This window comes from Streptomyces sp. NPDC048420, from assembly GCF_040651535.1.
GTDB lineage: Bacteria > Actinomycetota > Actinomycetes > Streptomycetales > Streptomycetaceae > Streptomyces.
The window spans coordinates 105523-125100 of the sequence record NZ_JBEZKG010000018.1 but is presented as its reverse complement, the minus strand read 5'-3'; the positions used below and the strand labels follow the sequence as shown (position 1 = coordinate 125100).

Below are 19578 nucleotides of genomic sequence, written 5' to 3'. Positions count from 1 at the left end.
CCACCGGAGGACCCCAGCATGCGCTCGCACCTGCTCAATGACACGACCGCGGAGACGTACCGACGCTCCGTGACCGAGGGAATCGAGCGGGTGGCGGCCAAACTCGCCACCACCTCCCGTCCGTTCACCGGCGTCACCGTCGACGCCCTCTCCCCCCGCATCGACGAGATCGACCTCGACAAGCCCCTGCTGGACACCACGGCGGTGCTCGACGAGCTGGAGGACGTCTACCTCCGGGACGCGATCTACTTCCACCACCCCCGCTACCTCGCCCACCTCAACTGCCCGGTCGTCATCCCGGCCGTGCTCGGCGAGGCGATCCTCTCCGCCGTCAACTCCTCCCTGGACACCTGGGACCAGTCGGCCGGCGGCACCCTCATCGAGCGCAAACTGATCGACTGGACGACCGCGCGCATCGGGCTGGGTCCGGGCGCCGACGGCGTGTTCACCTCGGGCGGGACGCAGTCCAACCTCCAGGCACTGCTGCTGGCCCGTGAGGAGGCCAAGACCGACAGCCTGTCCGAACTGCGTATCTTCGCCTCCGAGGTCAGCCACTTCAGCGTGAAGAAGTCCGCCAAACTCCTCGGCCTGGGCGCCGATTCGGTCGTCTCCATCCCCGTGGGCACCGACAAGCGGATGCAGACCGTCGCCCTCGCCCGGGAGCTGGAGCGCTGCAAGCAGGACGGCCTGGTCCCCATGGCCGTCGTCGCCACCGCCGGCACCACCGACTTCGGCTCCATCGACCCGCTGCCCGAGATCGCCGAGCTGTGCGAGCAGTACGGCACCTGGATGCACGTCGACGCGGCCTACGGCTGCGGCCTGCTCGCCTCCCTGAAGTACCGGGACCGCATCGACGGCATCGAGCGCGCCGACTCGGTCACCGTGGACTACCACAAGTCCTTCTTCCAGCCGGTGAGTTCGTCCGCCGTGCTGGTCCGCGACGCGGCCACGCTGCGGCACGCCACCTACCACGCGGAGTACCTGAACCCGCGCCGCATGGTGCAGGAACGTATTCCCAACCAGGTGGACAAGTCCCTGCAGACCACCCGCCGCTTCGACGCACTCAAGCTGTGGATGACCCTGCGTGTGATGGGCGCCGACGGCATCGGGCAGCTCTTCGACGAGGTCGTCGACCTGACCGCCGAGGGCTGGAAGCTGCTCGCCGCCGACCCGCGCTTCGACGTGGTCGTCGAGCCCTCGCTCTCCACGCTCGTCTTCCGCTACATCCCGGCCTCCGTCACCGACCCGGCCGAGATCGACCGCGCCAACCTGTACGCCCGCAAGGCGCTGTTCGCCTCCGGCGACGCGGTGGTCGCGGGCACCAAGGTGGGCGGCCGCCACTACCTGAAGTTCACCCTGCTCAACCCCGAGACGACGGTCGAGGACATGTCCGTCGTCCTCGACCTGATCGCCGGCCACGCCGAGCAGTACCTGGGAGAGTCCCTTGACCGCGCGTCCTGAAGTCCCGAACAAGACCTACGATTTCGTGGGGATCGGGCTCGGCCCGTTCAACCTCGGCCTCGCCTGCCTCACCGAGCCCGTCGACGAACTCGACGGCGTCTTCCTGGACTCGAAGCCCGACTTCGAGTGGCACGCCGGCATGTTCCTGGACGGCGCCCACCTCCAGACCCCGTTCATGTCGGACCTGGTCACCCTGGCCGATCCGACCTCGCCGTACTCCTTCCTCAACTACCTGAAGGAGAAGGGCCGGCTGTACTCGTTCTACATCCGCGAGAACTTCTATCCGCTGCGGGTGGAGTACGACGACTACTGCCGCTGGGCCGCGAACAAGCTGAGCAACGTCCGCTTCAGCACGACGGTCACCGAGGTGACGTACGAGGACGAGCTGTACGTCGTGAAGACCGAGGCCGGCGAGGTCTTCCGCGCCCGCCGCCTGGTCCTCGGCACCGGCACCTCCCCGCACTACCCGCAGGCCGTGCGCGGCCTGGGCGGCGACTTCTTCCACAACTCCCGCTACGTGCAGCACAAGGCGGAGCTCCAGAAGAAGGAGTCGATCACGATCGTCGGCTCAGGTCAGTCCGCCGCCGAGATCTACTACGACCTCCTCAGCGAGATCGACGTCCACGGCTACCGGCTGAACTGGGTGACCCGCTCCCCGCGCTTCTTCCCGCTCGAATACACCAAGCTCACGCTGGAGATGACCTCCCCGGAGTACATCGACTACTACCGCGAGCTCCCCGAGGCCACCCGCTACCGGCTCACCGCCGAGCAGAAGGGCCTGTTCAAGGGGATCGACGGCGACCTGATCAACGAGATCTTCGACCTGCTCTACCAGAAGAACCTCGGCGGCCCGGTCCCCACCCGGCTGCTCACCAACTCCTCGCTGAACAGCGCGCGGTACGAGAACGGCACGTACACGCTCGGCTTCCGCCAGGAGGAGCAGGGGAAGGACTTCGAGCTGGAGACCCAGGGCCTGGTCCTCGCAACCGGCTACAAGTACGCCGAGCCGGAGTTCCTCACCCCGGTCAGGGACCGCCTGGTCTACGACTCCCACGGCAACTTCGACGTGTCCCGCACCTACGCGATCGACGTGACGGGCAGAGGCGTCTTCCTGCAGAACGCCGGTGTCCACACCCACAGCATCACCAGCCCCGACCTGGGCATGGGTGCCTACCGCAACAGCTGCATCATCCGAGAGCTGCTCGGCACCGAGTACTACCCGGTCGAGAAGACGATCGCGTTCCAGGAGTTTTCCGTATGACCCCCTTCACCTTCCGCCCCCTCGACCCCCTGAGGGACGCCGAGTTGCTGCACGGGTGGGTCACCCACCCGAAGGCCGCGTTCTGGATGATGCAGGACGCCACGCTGGTCGACGTCGAGCGCGCCTACATGGACATCGCGGCCGACGAGTACCACCACGCGCTGCTCGGCCTCGACGAGGACGGCGTCCCGGCCTTCCTGATGGAGAAGTACGACCCCGCGTACCGGGAGCTGGTCGGCCTGTACGACCCGCAGCCCGGCGATGTCGGCATGCACTTCCTCACCCCGGCGACCGACACGCCCGTCCACGGCTTCACCCGGTCCGTGATCACCGCCGTGATGGCCCACCTCTTCGAGGACCCGGCCGTCCGGCGCGTGGTCGTGGAGCCGGACGTCTCCAACAAGGCCGTCCACGCCCTGAACGAAGCGGTCGGGTTCGTGCCCGAGCGCGAGATCCAGAAGCCGGAGAAGAAGGCCCTGCTGAGCTTCTGCACACGGGAGCAGTTCCTGGCAGCAATGGGGGTGGCCGCATGAGCCTCGCCGACGCCGTGGCCCACCTCTCCCCCGAGCGCTGGGAGACGGCCAACCGCCTGCTGATCCGCAAGGGCCTCGCCGAGTTCGCGCACGAGCGGCTGATCGAGCCCGAGGAGAGCGACAAGGACCAGTACGTCGTCCGCAGCGACGACGGCAAGACCCGCTACGACTTCACGGCCGTACGCCGCGCCCTCGACCACTGGCAGGTCGACGCCGACTCCATCACCCGGCACCGCGACGGCGCCGAACTCCCGCTCGCCGCCCTGGACTTCTTCATCGAGCTGAAGAACACCCTCGGCCTGAGCGAGGAGATCCTGCCGGTCTACCTGGAGGAGATCTCCTCCACCCTCTCCGGCACCTGCTACAAGCTCACCAAGCCCCAGGTCACGGTCGCCGAGCTCGCGAAAAGCGGCTTCCAGGACATCGAGACCGGAATGACCGAGGGCCACCCCTGCTTCGTCGCCAACAACGGCCGGCTCGGCTTCGGGATCCACGAGTACCTCTCGTACGCCCCCGAGACCGCGAGCCCGGTCCGCCTGGTCTGGCTCGCCGCCCACCGCTCACGCGCCGCGTTCACGGCCGGGGTCGGCATCGAGTACGAGTCGTTCGTACGGCAGGAGCTGGGCGAGGAGACCGTCGAGCGCTTCCACGGCGTCCTGCGCGCCAAGGGTCTCGACCCGGCCGACTACCTCCTCATCCCCGTCCACCCCTGGCAGTGGTGGAACAAGCTCAGCGTCACCTTCGCCGCCGAGGTCGCCCGAGGGCTGCTGGTCTGCCTGGGTGAGGGCGACGACGAGTACCTGGCCCAGCAGTCCATCCGGACCTTCTTCAACACGTCCCACCCCGAGAAGCACTACGTGAAGACGGCCCTGTCCGTCCTCAACATGGGCTTCATGCGCGGGCTTTCGGCCGCGTACATGGAGGCGACCCCGGCCATCAACGACTGGCTCGCCGGACTCATCGACGGCGACCCGGTGCTCAAGTCCACCGGCCTGTCGATCATCCGCGAGCGGGCCGCCGTGGGCTACCGGCACCTGGAGTACGAGGCCGCCACCGACCGCTACTCGCCGTACCGCAAGATGCTGGCCGCACTGTGGCGCGAGAGCCCGGTCCCCTCCCTCCAGGACGGCGAGTCCCTCGCCACCATGGCCGCCCTTGTCCATGTCGACCACGAGGGCCGGTCCTTCGCGGGCGCGCTCATCGAGCAGTCGGGCCTCACCCCGACGGACTGGCTGCGCCGCTACCTGAAGGCGTACTACACCCCGCTCCTGCACAGCTTCTACGCCTATGACCTGGTGTTCATGCCGCACGGCGAGAACGTCATCCTGGTCCTGAAGGACGGCGTGGTCGAGCGGGCGGTCTACAAGGACATCGCCGAGGAGATCGCCGTCATGGACCCGGACGCGGTGCTGCCGCCGACGGTCGAGCGGCTGCGCGTGGAGGTCCCCGAGGACACGAAGCTGCTGTCGATCTTCACGGATGTCTTCGACTGCTTCTTCCGCTTCCTCGCCGCGAACCTCGCCACCGAGGGAATCCTGGAGGAGGACGACTTCTGGCGCACGGTCGCGGAGGTCACCCGCGACTACCAGCACTCGGTGCCCGAACTCGCCGACAAGTTCAAGCAGTACGACATGTTCGCGCCCGAGTTCGCGCTGTCCTGCCTCAACCGGCTCCAGCTGCGCAACAACAGGCAGATGGTGGACCTGTCCGACCCGTCGGGCGCACTCCAGCTGGTCGGCACCCTGAACAACCCCATCGCGGGCCTGTAGGCACGGCCCCAAGTACCAGGCGGGTCCCGGGAGTACGGTCCTCCCGGGACCCGCCTCTCTGCGCCAGAATTTCCCCATGGCGGAAATCCTCCAGAAGGACGGCACATGGGTCTTCGACGGCGACGCTCTGCGGCTGACACCCGGAAGAGACAAGAACGTCGGCCTGCTCCGCAAGACGCTCGGTGAACTCGTCGTCCCACTCGGCGCGTTGGCGGGCATCTCCTTCGAACAGGGCAAGAAGAGCGGCCGGTTGAGGCTACGGCTGCGCGACGGCGCCGACCCCCTGCTGCACGCGACCGGCGGCCGGCTGTCCGAACCGCACGACCCCTACCAGCTGACCGTGGAGTCGGACCGCTACGGCGTCGCCGAGTACTTCGTGGACGAGGTCAGGAACGCCCTGCTCCTGGACCAGGTCCCCACCGACCCCGTGGACGGATACCTGCTCCCGGGTCCCGCCGTCCCCCTCGCGGTGTCGGCCGGCGACGGCACCGCCGCCTTCGACGGTGAGCACATCCGGCTGGAGTGGAACTGGAAGACCGAGGACGCCAAGGCCTCCGCCGGCGCCCGCACCCTCGCCGTCGCCGACGTCGTCGCCGTGGAGTGGCAGCCCGCGGCCGGCCTGGAGAACGGCCACCTGCGCTTCACCGTGCGGCACGCCCCGACCAAGGCCCCGCCGAAGTACGACCCCAACGCGGTGGAGCTGTGGGGCTTCAAGAAGGACCCGCTGATGGCGTTGGTCGCGGCGGCGGTCCAGGCGAGGCTTCCGCACCCGGCCCGGGCCGCCGCCGTCGACGTACCCACGAAGAAGGACCTGCGACCGGAAACGCCTTCTCCTCCGGTCGCTCCCGCCGAGGACGGCCACGACGCCCTCCTGCGCCGGCTGCGCGAGCTCGGTGAGCTGCACCGCACGGGTGTCCTGACGGACGAGGAGTTCACGATGGCCAAGCAGGCGATCCTCAAGCGGATGCTGCATCATCCCGGGGGATAACCCCCGGACCCCCAGCAGAAGACCGGTTACTTCGCCTTGCGCGCCACCGTGAAGTGGTCGATGCGGTCACCGGTCTCGGCGATGCCCGACACCTTCAGCCTGGCGTAGTGGCCGCGCGGCGCGGGCTCCACGTCCACGCGCAGGAAGGAGTAGTTGAGGTAGCGCACCCGGGACCAGGCGACGGTCTCGTTGACCTTGCCGTCCTTGGTGTTGACGAAGGAGGCCACGGAGTCGACCTCGTTCAGGTGCCCCTCGTAGGAGTCCGGGGCGGAGAACGCGTACAGGCTGCGGCCCGCGGCGCCCGCCGTGACGTAGACGACGCCCTCGGTCTCGGGGTAGGCCGTCTCGCCGATCGGGAGCTTCTTGACGACCTTGTCGCCCTTGATGACGTCGGTGCGCTCGTACTGGTGGTTGTGGCCGTTGATGACCAGGTCCACCGTGTACTTCTCGAACAGCGGCACCCACTCCTGTCGCACGCCCCCCTCCGAGGCGTGCGCCGTGGAGGTGCAGTACGCGCAGTGGTGGAAGAACACCACGATGAAGTCGATGTCCTTCGAGGCGCGGTACTTCTTCAGCTGCCCCTCGAACCATGTGGTCTGGGTGCCGCCGGAGATGCCGAGGTTGGCCGGGATCTCGAAGGAGACGTCGTTCGGGTCCAGCGAGATGATCGCCGTGTTGCCGTGGACGAAGGAGTACACGCCCGGCAGGTGCGCCTTGTCCGGCCCGTTGTCGGGGAGCGTGAAGCGGGCCTCCTCGCCGCCGTAGCCGTTGGGCGAGTACCAGGCCTCCATGTCGTGGTTGCCGAAACTCACCATCCACGGCACGGACTTGGCGACCGACTCGGTCTGGGCGAGGAACTGGTCCCAGGTGCGCGAGTCGAAGACCGTGTCGGAGGTCTTGCCCTGGCCGGCCGGGTCCGCGTAGGCGATGTCGCCCGCGTGCAGGTGGAAGGACGGGTTCTGGCCGAGGATCAGGCTGTCGTTGGCGAGCGCGTGGTAGCTGACACCCTGGTCACCGAAGGCCGTGAAGGTGAAGGGCTCCTTGCGGGAGGGCGCGGTGGTGAAGGTTCCGAGGGTGCCAAGCAGATGCGCCTCGGCCGGGTCGAAGCCCTGGTGGCCGACGCCGTAGTAGTACGTCCGGCCCGGCCGCAGGTGGGTCAGCTTGGCGTGGACGTAGTACTGGGTGTGGTCGCCGCTCGCGCCGACACCGGCCGGCGTGTACAGGCTGCGTACCTCGGCCTCGATCTTGTGCGAGAGGTCCCAGGGGTGGGCGCCGATGCGGACGAAGGGGTTCTTGACCGCGACCGGGACCTGCCACGAGATGGTCATCTCGGTGCTGGCGTCGGTGCCGAAGGCGAGGTGGCGCCCGAAGGGGGCGACCAGGGAGCCGTCGACGGTGGTGGCGGAGGCGAAGGTCTGGGTGGGGGTGGCGGCCTGGGCGACGGCGCCCGGGACGAACGCGCCCCCTGCGACGGCGCCCAGCGTGACGGCGCCGCCCCTGATCATGTTGCGCCGCGAGAATCTGGCGCGCAGGTACTCGTGCTGCTCGGCCATGCTCATGCGCTCGGCGAGCTGGTCCGGTACTCCCATGCGAGGAATGTCCATGGCGTCTGAAACTCGTCCCCTTGGGCGACGTCCCGCAGGACGCCGTATGGACAGTCCGCGAACAGGGACTCATGAGAGATTCAATGTTCGCCCAAGGCTTTCTAACAGGCCTCTGCCCGATATCGGGCAGATTTCTTGCGAAACCCGCCGACATCCCTCAGGATCTACCGGGTGCACGACGAACTCGTTGATCATCTGACGCGGTCCACGCCCCTGAGCCGGGGCGAGGCGCTGCGGGTGATCCAGGACGTGCTCGCCTACTTCGACGAGACGACCGTGGAGTTCGTCCGTCGCCGCCACCGCGAACTGCAGGCGCAGGGCCTGGTCAACGCGGAGATCTTCGGACGGATCGAGGCGGACCTGAAATACCGGGCGGTGGCACCGCCGGAGCTTACGCTCAGGCAGTTGCGCCGCATTGTCTATGGCTGAGGGAAATCACCTGTATGTGCGGAATTGTCGGATACATCGGGAAGCGTGACGTCGCCCCGCTGCTCCTGGAGGGCTTGCAGCGCCTGGAGTACCGCGGCTACGACTCGGCCGGCCTCGTCGTCACCTCACCGAAGACGGCGGGCCTGAAGATGGTCAAGGCCAAGGGCCGGGTACGCGACCTGGAGGCCAAGGTCCCGGCCCGCTTCAAGGGCACGACCGGCATCGCCCACACCCGCTGGGCCACCCACGGCGCCCCCTCCGACGTCAACGCCCACCCGCACATGTCGGCCGACCTCAAGGTCGCCGTCGTCCACAACGGCATCATCGACAACGCCTCCGACCTGCGGCGCAAGCTGGAGGCGGACGGCGTCGAGTTCCTCTCCGAGACCGACACCGAGGTCCTCGTCCACCTCATCGCGCGCTCCCAGGCGGAGAAGCTGGAGGACAAGGTCCGCGACACCCTGCGGGTGATCGAGGGCACCTACGGCATCGCCGTGATGCACGCCGACTTCAGCGACCGCATCGTGGTGGCCCGCAACGGCTCCCCGGTGGTCCTCGGCATCGGCGAGAAGGAGATGTTCGTCGCCTCGGACATCGCCGCGCTGGTCGCCCACACGCGGCAGATAGTGACGCTGGACGACGGCGAGATGGCCACCCTCAAAGCCGACGACTTCCGCACCTACACGACAGAGGGCACCCGTACGACGGCCGAGCCCACCACCGTCGAGTGGGAGGCCGCCTCCTACGACATGGGCGGCCACGACACCTACATGCACAAGGAGATCCACGAGCAGGCCGACGCCGTGGACCGCGTGCTGCGCGGCCGCATCGACGACCGCTTCTCGACGGTGCATCTGGGCGGACTGAACCTGGACGCCCGGGAGGCCCGCCAGATCCGCCGGGTGAAGATCCTCGGCTGCGGCACCTCGTACCACGCGGGCATGATCGGCGCCCAGATGATCGAGGAGCTGGCCCGCATCCCCGCGGACGCCGAGCCCGCCTCCGAGTTCCGCTACCGCAACGCGGTGGTCGACCCCGACACCCTGTACGTGGCGGTCTCCCAGTCGGGCGAGACGTACGACGTCCTCGCCGCCGTCCAGGAGCTGAAGCGCAAGGGCGCGCGGGTCTTCGGTGTGGTGAACGTGGTCGGCTCGGCGATCGCCCGCGAGGCGGACGCCGGCATCTACGTCCACGCCGGCCCGGAGGTCTGCGTGGTCTCCACGAAGTGCTTCACCAACACCACGGTGGCCTTCGCGCTGCTGGCCCTGCACCTGGGCCGCACCCGGGACCTCTCGGTCCGCGACGGCAAGCGGATCATCGAGGGTCTGCGCAGGCTCCCGGCCCAGATCACCGAGATCCTGGACCAGGAGGAGGAGATCAAGAAGCTGGCCGAGCAGTTCGCCGAGGCCCGCTCAATGCTCTTCATCGGCCGCGTCCGGGGTTACCCGGTGGCCCGCGAGGCCTCCCTGAAGCTCAAGGAGGTCTCCTACATCCACGCCGAGGCCTACCCCGCCTCCGAGCTCAAGCACGGCCCCCTGGCTCTGATCGAACCCGCCCTCCCCACGGTCGCGATCGTCCCCGACGACGACCTCCTGGAGAAGAACCGCGCCGCCCTGGAGGAGATCAAGGCCCGCAGCGGCAGGATCCTCGCGGTCGCCCACCAGCACCAGGAAAAGGCCGACGAGACGATCGTGGTCCCCAAGAACGAGGACGAACTCGACCCCATCCTGATGGGCATCCCCCTCCAACTCCTCGCCTACCACACGGCTTTGGCCCTGGGCAGGGACATCGACAAGCCGCGGAACCTGGCGAAGTCGGTCACCGTCGAGTAGCGGGTCCTCGCAGGACGGACCCCCATGTGACGCCACCGCTCACAGGGGGTCCGTTCGATGCGCCGGGGCCGCCCAATACCCCAGCGCGGGCTGCCACTTGGCCGGTGACCGTCACGCCCCGGCAGGCAGCCTGTCGGTGACCGCTATATGCCCTTCACAAGGGCATAAACACCTCTACGCGCGGGTAGGTTCGCTCATTCCGCCAGCGCGGAAGGGGAGTTACGGGATGACGATGACGGGCCGCTTCGCCCGCTTGGCGAGCCGCCCCGCGACGGAGCCGAAGATGCGCCCCACGATGCCGTGGGTGGAGCCGACGACGATCGCGTCCGCCTCGTACTCCCGCCCGACCTCTTCGAGTTCGTGGCAGATGTCCCCGCCGCGCTCGACGAGGATCCAGGGCACCTCGGCCAGATAGTCCGCACAGGCGAGCTCCATGCCGAGCACCTCGGTGCGGTGGTCCGGCACGTCGACGAAGACCGGTGGCTCACAGCCGGCCCACACGGTGGTGGGCAGCCGGTTGGCGACGTGGACGATGATCAGGCCCGAGCCGGAGCGATGGGCCATGCCGATCGCGTACGCGAGGGCGCGCTCGCTGGATGTGGAGCCGTCGAACCCGACGACGACGCCGTGCTTGAAGGCGGGGTCGCAGGAGTGGCGTGGCTCTTCCGCCGCCAGGGGCTCGGCCGCCGTGGGGTCGGCGACGGGCCGCTTGCGGTCCGCTGGTTCGAAGAATTCGTGACCGGCCATGGCTGTCTCGGCGTCGTGATCCTTATACGGGAGGGATGACAGTGTGCGGCGGAGCTGTGTCCGGGAATGGTCTTCCCACGCCCATACCCCCAAGGGTACGGCGGCACGCCTCCTTAGCCCAGATCCCGCCCACGTCCTGTGGGGGTTCCAGGGAGCATGCACGAGGGGGCGCCCGTAACGCAATGGTTGCTGCGCTGTACAGGCGGTTTGCACAGGATTCACGCGCCCGGTCTTGCACCCGCCGACGCCCGCACCCACCGGACGGCCCCTCGGCACAGTGACCGACGGGTCGAACAGGCGTTGAACCCCGCGAGCCACGCCACGGGGAGACGCCACAGGGAGCACACGATGACCGGACACCGACCGCCCTCCGGGGACTCCGCCACGGACGTGGTCCGCTGGGCGGCCTTCAGCTGCGTCCTCGTCCCCGTGGTCCTCGTCGTGTACGGCACCTCGCTGGCCGGCGCCACGGGCACCGCCCTCGGTCTCGCCGCCGTCACGGCCGTCTGCCGTATCCTCCTGCGCCAGTCGGAGCGCGGCGCGGCCGGCCTGCGCGCGGAGGAACGGGCGCCCCGTCACGGCCGCCGCCACAGGACCGGAACCGGGGGCCGTCGAGGCGGTCGTCACACCGGGGGAAACACACCGGTCGGCTGACCGGTTTCCATGCACCCGGCCGATTCTTTTCAGCCAACTTCCGCCTTGGGCGTGTCCCTTGACCCGACCACCCCCCAACCCCCGTTCCACCTGCACGGACAGGGTCTACGAGGCCCTGCGCACCCTACGTGGATTAGCCACTGCCACAAGGCGCACTTCCCTGCACGGCCCACGAGTGCAACGCTTCGTGATCGAATGCTTTACGCCAAGTTGCCAAGTCGACAATGTGCCGGATGACGAACTGGTCACGCCGACACCACGGGACACAGTAGATTCGATCTTGACGTCTTACGGCGGGGGACTCGTGCAGGACCGAGGGGAAACGTGCTGGAGCGACATGCCCGACAAGTTAGGGGCGCCGCGACCACCGAGGGGGGCTTAGCAGTATGAGCCACGACTCCACTGCCGCGCCGGAAGCCGCGGCCCGGAAGCTTTCCGGGCGACGCCGCAAGGAGATCGTCGCGGTGCTGCTGTTCAGCGGCGGCCCCATCTTCGAAAGTTCCATACCGCTGTCGGTGTTCGGGATTGACCGCCAGGACGCCGGCGTGCCGCGCTACCGATTGCTGGTGTGCGGCGGCGAAGAAGGCCCACTGCGGACCACAGGGGGCCTGGAACTCACCGCGCCGCATGGCCTGGAAGCGATCTCACGCGCGGGCACGGTCGTCGTGCCGGCCTGGCGCTCGATCACTTCTCCGCCACCGGAGGAGGCGCTGGACGCACTGCGCCGGGCGCATGAGGAGGGTGCCCGCATCGTGGGCCTGTGCACCGGCGCCTTCGTGCTGGCCGCCGCGGGCCTGCTGGACGGCCGCCCCGCGACGACCCACTGGATGTACGCGCCGACGCTGGCCAAGCGCTATCCGTCGGTTCACGTGGATCCACGTGAACTCTTCGTGGACGACGGCGACGTACTGACCTCGGCCGGTACCGCGGCCGGAATCGACCTCTGCCTCCACATCGTGCGGACGGACCACGGCAACGAGGCGGCCGGCGCGCTGGCCCGCCGTCTGGTGGTCCCGCCGCGCCGCTCGGGCGGTCAGGAGCGCTACCTCGACAGGTCTTTACCAGAGGAGATCGGCGCCGACCCGCTCGCCGAGGTCGTCGCCTGGGCGCTGGAGCACCTCCACGAACAGTTCGACGTGGAGACGCTGGCGGCGCGGGCGTACATGAGCCGTCGTACGTTCGACCGCCGGTTCCGCTCGCTGACGGGCTCGGCCCCGCTGCAGTGGCTGATCACCCAGCGGGTGCTGCAGGCGCAGCGGCTCCTGGAGACGTCGGACTACTCGGTGGACGAGGTCGCGGGGCGTTGCGGCTTCCGTTCGCCGGTGGCGCTGCGCGGGCACTTCCGGCGGCAGCTGGGCTCGTCCCCGGCCGCCTACCGGGCCGCGTACCGGGCCCGGCGCCCGCAGAGCGAGAAGCCGGTGGACAGCGACGGTCCGCTGGGGGGTCCTTCGGGTCCCGCGCCCAGCGCGCCCGTACCGCTGCACCCGGAGAGCGGTCCGGTGCCGCTGCAGACCCGGCGCACCCCGGCCCCGGTGGGTCCGCCCTCGGACAACGGCCGCGAGCTGTACGCCACCGGGCGGGCGAGTGTGCCGGGGCAGCGCAGCGGAGCATGACGTCCTGACGCCGGGCGGGCGCACGACGTGGCCCGCCCGGTGTTCCGGGTGCCCGGCGCCGACGCGGGGCACCCCAAAAACGGACGTCACCCGTAGGGTGTTCGCATGAACGATCGCATGGTGTGGATCGACTGCGAGATGACCGGCCTCTCGCTGTCCGACGACGCGCTCATCGAGGTTGCCGCCCTCGTCACCGACTCCGAGCTCAACGTGCTCGGCGACGGTGTGGACATCGTCATCCGCCCGCCGGACCGGGCGTTGGAGACGATGCCGGAGGTGGTGCGTCAGATGCACACCGCGTCCGGACTGCTCGACGAGCTGTCCGCCGGCACGACCCTCGCCGACGCCGAGGCGCAGGTCCTCGCCTACGTCCGCGAGCACGTCAAGGAACCGGGCAAGGCCCCTCTGTGCGGCAACTCCGTGGGCACCGACCGCGGCTTCCTGCTCCGGGACATGCCCACCCTGGAGGACTACCTCCACTACCGGATCGTGGACGTCAGCTCCGTCAAGGAGCTCGCCCGGCGCTGGTACCCGCGGGCCTACTTCAACAGCCCGGAGAAGAACGGCAACCACCGCGCCCTGGCCGACATCCGCGAGTCCATCGCGGAACTCCGCTACTACCGCGAGGCGATCTTCGTCCCGCAGCCCGGGCCCGACTCCGACACCGCGAAGTCGATCGCCGCGAAGCACGTCCTGCCCGCGGGATAAAGCCGGGCGCGAGCACCCCTTCAGACCCTGTACACTTTTTCTCGGCCGGTCGGGGAAATCCGAACAGCCGAACATGGTGGGTGTAGCTCAGCTGGTAGAGCACCTGGTTGTGGTCCAGGATGCCGCGGGTTCGAGTCCCGTCACTCACCCCAGTCACTTCAGCCGGTGGCCTCATCGAGGTCACCGGCTGAAGTCGTTTCAGAAGCCGGTCGCCCTGAGCCGGTTTCGGGCCGCCCGGTGCAAGGCCGTGAGCAGTCGGCTCCGGTCGTCGGCGCGGGTCGCCAGGACGACGTGGGCCGGGTCGACGCCCTCCAGCGCAACCGTGGTGAGGTCGGGGCGGAGGGCGCCCGGGCGGGGTGCGGCCATGATGGCCAGGGCCTGTCCGGAGGCCACGAGTTCGAACTTGTCCTCCAGGGCGGTGACCAGGGGACCGTCGGGTGCCGGACGGCCGTCGGGGCGCGGGTCGATGCGCCAGTACGCGTTCCAGTCCGGGTCGGTCACCCTGATCATCGGCTCGTCCGCGATGTCGTCGAGCGTGACGGACTCCCGGCCCGCCAGACGGTGGTCGAGCGGGAGCAGCAGCACCCGGGGCTCGTCGTAGAGGACCGTCACCTGGGCGCCGTCCGTCGGGAAGGGCAGCCGGGTCACCAGCGCATCCACCTTCCGTTCCGCCAGAGCCGTCCTGCGGTCGCCCCAGTCGACGTGCACGGTCAGTACGTCGGCGTCCGGGAACCGCTCGCGCAGCTCGCGCACCGCCGGGGTCACGATGATCCCCGCCGTGTAGCCGACGGTGATCCGGCTCGGCTCGGCGGCCGCCCTGGTGAGGCTCGCCGCCTGGGCCGCCGAGCGCAGCAGCGCCTTCGCCCGGGGCAGGAACACCTCCCCCGCCTCGGTGAGCCGGCTGCCCTGCGGGGTCCGCTCAAGGAGCCGCGCGCCCAGCTCCTGCTCAAGGCGGCGGATCTGCCGGCTCAGCGACGGCTGGGTGATGTGCAGCGCCTCGGCGGCCCGCCCGAAGTGCCGGTGCTCGGCGACGGCCGTGAAGTACCGGACCAGCCGGAGGTCGAGGTCGGTCATGTCCGAAGCGTACGCCCGGGTCTACCGCAGATGTTCAGACAAGAGCTCCTTACCTGCGGTGATGCCTGTTCCGTATTGCCTGATGCGAAACAGGCTTTGGACGGGCCCGGTCTCCCTTTCGCACGCTGAGGGCACTGGAAGCACCACTCGTCACCACGAAGGACCACCATGCGCGTATTCGTCACCGGCGCCTCCGGATTCATCGGTTCCGCCGTCACCCGTGAGCTCCTCGCCGCCGGCCACGAGGTGCTCGGCCTGGCCCGTTCGGACCGGTCGGCCGAGGCGGTGAAGGCCGCCGGAGCGGAAGTGCACCGCGGCGATCTGAACGACCTCGACAGTCTGCGCCGGGGTGCCGAGGCAGCCGACGGCGTCGCCCATCTGGCGTTCATCCACGACTTCACGAACCTGACCGTCTCCGGGGAGGCCGACCTGCGGGCGATAGAGGCCATGGGCGAGGTGCTCGACGGCACCGGGAAGCCCCTCGTCGTCACCTCCGGGCTGTTGACGGCGCCGGGGCAGGTCGCCACCGAGGACCAGCCGGCCGACCCGGCCTCCCCCGCCAAGCACCGGCACGCCTCGGAGTTCGCGACGCTCGCGCTGGCCGAGCGCGGGGTGCGCGCGTCGGTGCTGCGGCTGCCGCCGAGCGTGCACGGCGAGGGTGACTACGGCTTCGTGCCCATGTTCATCGACGCCGCGCGCGAGAAGGGCGTCTCGGCCATGGTGGGCGACGGCTCCAACCAGTGGGCGGCCGTCCATCGGCTCGACGCGGCCCGGCTGTTCCGGCTGACCCTGGAGGCGGCACCGGCGGGCGTACGGCTGCACGCGATCGGGGACGAGGGGGTGCCGTTCCACGAGATCGCCCAGACGATCGGGCGGGGGCTCGGCGTGCCGGTCGTGAACGTGGCCCCCGAGAAGGCGACGGACCGCTTCGGCTGGCTCGGCCGGTTCGCCTCCGTCGACATGCGGGCTTCCGCCGCGCTCACCCGCAAGCTGCTCGACTGGCGGCCGGAGCAGCCCGCGCTGATCCCGGACCTGGAGGCAGGGCACTACTTCAGGAAGGCCTGAGCCACTCGCCCACGACCCCGAGGGCCACCCGAGTCCGTCCGTTACGACGTCCCCCGCCACGCAGCCACCAACTCCCGTACGCCGCCGAACCGTTCGCCCGGCTCGGGATGCGTGGCCCGTTCCACGACCGCGAGCTGTGCCGCCGTACCGCGGAAGGCGTCCTCGTCGGGGCCGGCGTCCAGGTGGAGGCGGGCGGTGCGGCCGAGGACGTGGACGGTGGTGCGGATGTCGATCGTGGCGCCGCGCCGCCACTCCTCGGGGGCCATGAAGCGGGTAGAGCCCGGGAGACGGTCCTCGGTCAGGACGAAGGGGCCCGGGCGGTAGTCGTCGAGGTCGATCAGGCGGAGCTCGTGGGCGTCGAAGTCGTAGAGGAAGGCACCGTCGTAGAGGTCGACGGCGACCTGGCCGGCGGCCTCGACGGCGAGATGGGCGTCCAGGACGCGGTCCAGGGCATGGTGGACCCGGGTGAGGGGCAGGGCGCGGAAGCGGGCGCGGGCCCCGGGGTCGTAGAGGATCTCGCCCTGGTGCCACGGCATGACCGCGGCGGTGCGGCGGCGGCCCACGGTGATCCGGTGCAGCTGGGGCACGATCGCCGGGTGGCGGACCGTCCGGTGGAAGGCCCAGGCGCGGTCGAGGGAGCATTGGGCGCGGTCGGTGGTGGCCTCCTTCACGAACCAGCGGGTGCCGTCGGGGAGTCGGACTCCGTACGAGAGGCAGCCGGAGTCCTGTTCGCGGAAGGCACGGAACACCTCGCCGACGGTCCGCAGGTACGGCTCCGTCTCGGGGATCTCGTCAACGTCCAGCAGGGGATGGGCAGTCATGACCCTCACCAGAATCGGGCGTATTGTCTTGTATGGGCGGTTCCTGAGGTTGGGAGGTCCGTCATGCGGTCCCGACGGATGACCCGGGGGCGGCTGCTTACGTGGGTGATCCTTGCGTTCAACCTCTTGATGCTGCTGTGGCTCGTGGTCGCGCTCGCCGAGGCCCGCGAGGAGTGCGTCGGTGACCTGTGCCGAGACACCGACGAGCTGGACTCCCCGGTCAGCGCCTGGCTGGTGATCTTCATCTGGGTGACGGGGGCGGTGCTGCTGGGGGTGGCCTGGTTCGTCGGACACCACGACGAGAACCGGCCACGGCGGCACCCCCGGCCGCGGTGAGCCGGACCCGGCTCAGGACGACGTCCGCTCCACCAGTTCCGTGGCCAGCACCACCTGTCGGCGTTCCAGGCCACGGGAGACGGCCGGGCGCCGGTCGGCGATCTCCGAGAGGAGGAGGTCGATCATGCGGCGGCCCATCTCCTCGATGGGCTGGCGGACGCTGGTCAGGGGCGGGTCCATGTGGCGGGCTATGGCCGAGTCGTCGTAGCCGATCAGGGCCACGTCCGCCGGGATGCTCCGGCCCTCCTCGCGCAGTACCTGGCGGGCGCCCGCCGCCATCACGTCCGAGCCGGCGAAGACCGCGTCCAGGTCGGGGCGGCGGGCCAGCAGCTTGGTCATCGCCCGGCGGCCGCCCTCCTCCGTGAAGTCGCCGGGTTCGATCAGGCGCTCGTCCACCTCGTGGCCCGCGTCGAGCAGGGCGTCCCGGTAGCCGTCGACGCGGCGCTGGGCGCCGTATACGTCGAGGCGGCCGGTGATGTGGGCGATCGTGCGGCGGCCGCCGGCCAGCAGGTGCTCCACCGCCGAGCGGCCGCCGCCGTAGTTGTCGGAGTCCACCGAAGGGAGCGTCTCCCCGGCCGAGCGCGGACCGCTGATCACGGCCGGGATCTCCAGCTGGGCCAGCAGGTCGGGAAGCGGGTCGTCGGCGTGGACGGAGACCAGCAGGACGCCGTCGACGCGGTGCGCGGCCAGGTACTGGGCCAGTCGGCGCCGTTCGCGGTCGCTACCCGCGAAGATCAGCAGGAGCTGCATCTCGGTGTCCGAGATCTCCGCGCCGACGCCCTTGAGCATGTCCGAGAAGTACGGCTCCGCGAAGAACCGCGTCTCCGGTTCCGGTACGACCAGCGCGATGGCGTCGGTGCGGTTGGCGGCCAGGGCGCGGGCGGCCGTGTTCGGGACGTACCCGAGCTCCGCCACCGCCGCCTCGACCGCCGCGCGGGTGGCGTCGCTGACCCGGGGCGAGCCGTTGATCACCCGGGACACGGTCCCCCGGCCGACGCCGGCGCGCGCGGCGACCTCTTCGAGGGTGGGCCGGCCACCGCTCCGGCTCCGCGCTCCGTGGCTTGCCATGGGCTCCGCCTTCCCACCGTTGTCTGACGCTGGCCTGGAATTTAACAGTCCCGCCCAGGGACGCGACTGTCGCCGGGGCTACCTCTACCGTGCCCCGCTCAAACCTGATCGGCCTGCCCCTCAAACGCTGACAGCCTCGGTGGGCCTGTGACGGGCTGATAAGTCAGCCGCCCGCCGCTTGCGCGGCAAAGCTTGCGTTGCGGGCACCACTGGCGGTGATGCTTCGCCCGCGTTCAGCCGCCCCCGTCCGGGGCCGACAGGGGCCACTGACCGGGCCCCGCTTCGCCACAACTCCCACGCACGGGCGCGGATGTTGCGGGAGCCGTTCCGGTCCGCGTGATCAACGAATCCGCAGGACCGGCACGCGAACCAGGCCTGGGAGACCCGGTTCGCCTTGTCCACGTGGCCGCACTCGGCGCAGGTGCGCGAGGTGTACGCCGGATCGACGTACACCACCGGCACCCCCGCCCGGCGGGCCTTGTACGCGATGAACTGCCCCAGCTGGGCAAAGGACCAGCTGGAGTGGGTGGCCCGTTGGGGCTTACGAAGCCGTACCCGCTCACGGATGCCCGTCAGATCCTCCAGGGCGATTCCGCGACCGGTGCGTTCCGCCTCGGCCACCACATGTTTCGCGATCTTGTGATTGATATCCCGAGTCCGCCGTGCCTCCTTCCGGCGTCGACGCTGCGCGCGTCGTTTGGCGGACTTGGTGCCCTTCTTCTGAAGCTTCCTCCGCAGCGCGCCGTCATGGGCCCGTGAGCGGTTGAGCCGACGCCCGGACATGATCTCGCCGTCACTGGTGGTAGCGATGTTCACGATCCCCAGGTCGACTCCGAGGAAGTCCACCGGGCTGTCTTTGAGTGCCGCTTCCGGTACCTCGCACGTGGCGAGCAGGAACCAGGCATTGTCGCGGTGCACCAGGTCCGACTCGCCCCTTCGGTATCGGGACAGTGTGGCGAGTTGCTCAGAACCGCAAACGAAGGCGATGTCCTTGAGCCTGCCACGCGTCGTCCACACGGAGACGGTGCGTGCTTCCGTCTGCCAGGAGAGCATGCGGTCGTCGTACGGTTGCGCAGATTCCGGACGGAACGCGAGGGGACGCTTCGCATCCCTCGGCTTCCGCTTCGGGTTTCTCTTGCCGTGTGCGTTCAGGTTTGCATGCAGAGCTTTGTATGCGTCGGCCGTCTTCTTGATCACGTGCTGGGCAGCCTGCGCGCCCAACCCCCATCGGCTCTTGAGCTCCGCGTAGCAGTGCTTGCGCAGTGTGAAGTTCTTGTACACCGAGCTCTCGAACGCCACCTCGGCCACCCACGAGGCGGCTTCGTTACAGGCGCGCAGGGTCACCTCGAGAGCCGCCGCCTGAACAGGCGTCGGCAGGAGCTTGACCTGCACGACCAGCTTCACGACAAGGAAGCTATCGGCGCCATGACGACGTCGCATGAGAACAGATCAGCCTCCCTCGAATGAGTGATCGCCACCGCACAGTCTCCGCCCGCCCGCTTCGACGGCGCCACCCTCCACAGCGGCCAAAGACCCGGCCCCAGCGAGGGAAACGTCTCAAAGCGATATCGCCCTGCACGCTCCCTTGACACCCTCGCTCCAACCCGCGAACCTT

The 19578-nt window shown here is 69.3% G+C and carries 18 protein-coding genes and 1 tRNA gene; 13 read left to right on the top strand and 6 right to left on the bottom strand.

All coding sequences use genetic code 11. The features are described 5' to 3' along the window. The first annotated feature begins 18 nt into the window (after positions 1–18). The 5 genes from desA to AB0D34_RS31675 all read left to right on the top strand — a co-directional run bounded on the left by desA (position 19) and on the right by AB0D34_RS31675 (position 6012). Positions 19–1461: a lysine decarboxylase DesA gene (desA, locus tag AB0D34_RS31695; protein WP_362667675.1), complete on the top strand. Its 1443-nt coding sequence runs from the start codon at positions 19–21 to the stop codon at positions 1459–1461. Then, positions 1445–2722, top strand: a complete 1278-nt coding sequence (locus AB0D34_RS31690; RefSeq protein WP_362667673.1) for a lysine N(6)-hydroxylase/L-ornithine N(5)-oxygenase family protein — start codon at positions 1445–1447, stop codon at positions 2720–2722. Before desA ends, AB0D34_RS31690 begins: the two co-directional genes overlap by 17 nt. Then, on the top strand, positions 2719–3255 hold the full coding sequence (locus tag AB0D34_RS31685; protein WP_362667671.1) for a GNAT family N-acetyltransferase: 537 nt from the start codon (positions 2719–2721) through the stop codon (positions 3253–3255). The genes AB0D34_RS31690 and AB0D34_RS31685 overlap by 4 nt, the downstream gene beginning before the upstream one ends. After that, positions 3252–5024, top strand: a complete 1773-nt coding sequence (locus AB0D34_RS31680) for an IucA/IucC family siderophore biosynthesis protein (protein WP_362667670.1) — start codon at positions 3252–3254, stop codon at positions 5022–5024. Before AB0D34_RS31685 ends, AB0D34_RS31680 begins: the two co-directional genes overlap by 4 nt. Positions 5025–5100: 76 nt before the next feature. After that, positions 5101–6012, top strand: coding sequence for a DUF4429 domain-containing protein (locus AB0D34_RS31675; RefSeq protein WP_362667668.1), 912 nt, complete (start codon positions 5101–5103; stop codon positions 6010–6012). Positions 6013–6038: 26 nt separating this feature from the next. On the opposite strand, the gene AB0D34_RS31670 is transcribed toward AB0D34_RS31675, so the two are convergent. Beyond that, complete coding sequence (locus AB0D34_RS31670) at positions 6039–7601, bottom strand: metallophosphoesterase family protein (protein WP_362667666.1); 1563 nt, start codon at positions 7599–7601, stop codon at positions 6039–6041. 186 nt (positions 7602–7787) lie between these two features. Between AB0D34_RS31670 and AB0D34_RS31665 the strand changes: the two genes are divergently transcribed. Both AB0D34_RS31665 and glmS read left to right on the top strand, forming a co-directional pair. After that, positions 7788–8045: a hypothetical protein gene (locus tag AB0D34_RS31665; RefSeq protein WP_362667664.1), complete on the top strand. Its 258-nt coding sequence runs from the start codon at positions 7788–7790 to the stop codon at positions 8043–8045. Between the two features lie 14 nt (positions 8046–8059). Continuing rightward, entirely contained in the window at positions 8060–9877 is a 1818-nt protein-coding gene (gene glmS / locus AB0D34_RS31660; RefSeq protein WP_362667662.1) for a glutamine--fructose-6-phosphate transaminase (isomerizing), read from the top strand. A 219-nt stretch (positions 9878–10096) separates the two neighbouring features. On the opposite strand, the gene AB0D34_RS31655 is transcribed toward glmS, so the two are convergent. After that, positions 10097–10624, bottom strand: coding sequence for a universal stress protein (locus AB0D34_RS31655; protein WP_362667660.1), 528 nt, complete (start codon positions 10622–10624; stop codon positions 10097–10099). A gap of 348 nt (positions 10625–10972) precedes the next feature. Between AB0D34_RS31655 and AB0D34_RS31650 the strand changes: the two genes are divergently transcribed. From AB0D34_RS31650 to AB0D34_RS31635, 4 genes are all read left to right on the top strand, one after another. Then, complete coding sequence (locus AB0D34_RS31650; protein ID WP_362667658.1) at positions 10973–11278, top strand: hypothetical protein; 306 nt, start codon at positions 10973–10975, stop codon at positions 11276–11278. Positions 11279–11664: 386 nt separating this feature from the next. Then, entirely contained in the window at positions 11665–12891 is a 1227-nt protein-coding gene (locus tag AB0D34_RS31645; RefSeq protein WP_362667655.1) for a helix-turn-helix domain-containing protein, read from the top strand. 105 nt (positions 12892–12996) lie between these two features. Beyond that, positions 12997–13599, top strand: a complete 603-nt coding sequence (orn, locus tag AB0D34_RS31640) for an oligoribonuclease (RefSeq protein ID WP_362667653.1) — start codon at positions 12997–12999, stop codon at positions 13597–13599. Between the two features lie 76 nt (positions 13600–13675). After that, positions 13676–13751 (top strand) — tRNA-His (locus AB0D34_RS31635). Between the two features lie 46 nt (positions 13752–13797). Here AB0D34_RS31635 and AB0D34_RS31630 read toward each other — a convergent pair. Continuing rightward, positions 13798–14673 (bottom strand): LysR family transcriptional regulator, encoded by an 876-nt coding sequence (locus AB0D34_RS31630; protein ID WP_362667651.1) that lies wholly within the window; start codon positions 14671–14673, stop codon positions 13798–13800. A gap of 168 nt (positions 14674–14841) precedes the next feature. Here AB0D34_RS31630 and AB0D34_RS31625 point away from each other — a divergent pair, with 168 nt between their 5' ends. Further along, positions 14842–15738: an SDR family oxidoreductase gene (locus tag AB0D34_RS31625; protein ID WP_362667649.1), complete on the top strand. Its 897-nt coding sequence runs from the start codon at positions 14842–14844 to the stop codon at positions 15736–15738. A 41-nt stretch (positions 15739–15779) separates the two neighbouring features. Here the strand turns inward: AB0D34_RS31625 and AB0D34_RS31620 are convergent, their stop codons facing one another. Then, complete coding sequence (locus AB0D34_RS31620) at positions 15780–16559, bottom strand: serine/threonine protein kinase (RefSeq protein WP_362667646.1); 780 nt, start codon at positions 16557–16559, stop codon at positions 15780–15782. Between the two features lie 63 nt (positions 16560–16622). On the opposite strand from AB0D34_RS31620, the gene AB0D34_RS31615 reads away from it, so the two are divergent. Beyond that, the gene (locus AB0D34_RS31615; protein ID WP_362667643.1) at positions 16623–16895 is read left to right on the top strand and encodes a hypothetical protein; all 273 of its coding nucleotides are present in this window, start codon (positions 16623–16625) and stop codon (positions 16893–16895) included. Positions 16896–16907: 12 nt separating this feature from the next. On the opposite strand, the gene AB0D34_RS31610 is transcribed toward AB0D34_RS31615, so the two are convergent. Next, positions 16908–17963, bottom strand: a complete 1056-nt coding sequence (locus AB0D34_RS31610; protein WP_362667641.1) for a LacI family DNA-binding transcriptional regulator — start codon at positions 17961–17963, stop codon at positions 16908–16910. A gap of 120 nt (positions 17964–18083) precedes the next feature. Continuing rightward, positions 18084–19367 (bottom strand): transposase, encoded by a 1284-nt coding sequence (locus AB0D34_RS31605; protein WP_362667639.1) that lies wholly within the window; start codon positions 19365–19367, stop codon positions 18084–18086. Positions 19368–19578 lie beyond the last annotated feature (211 nt).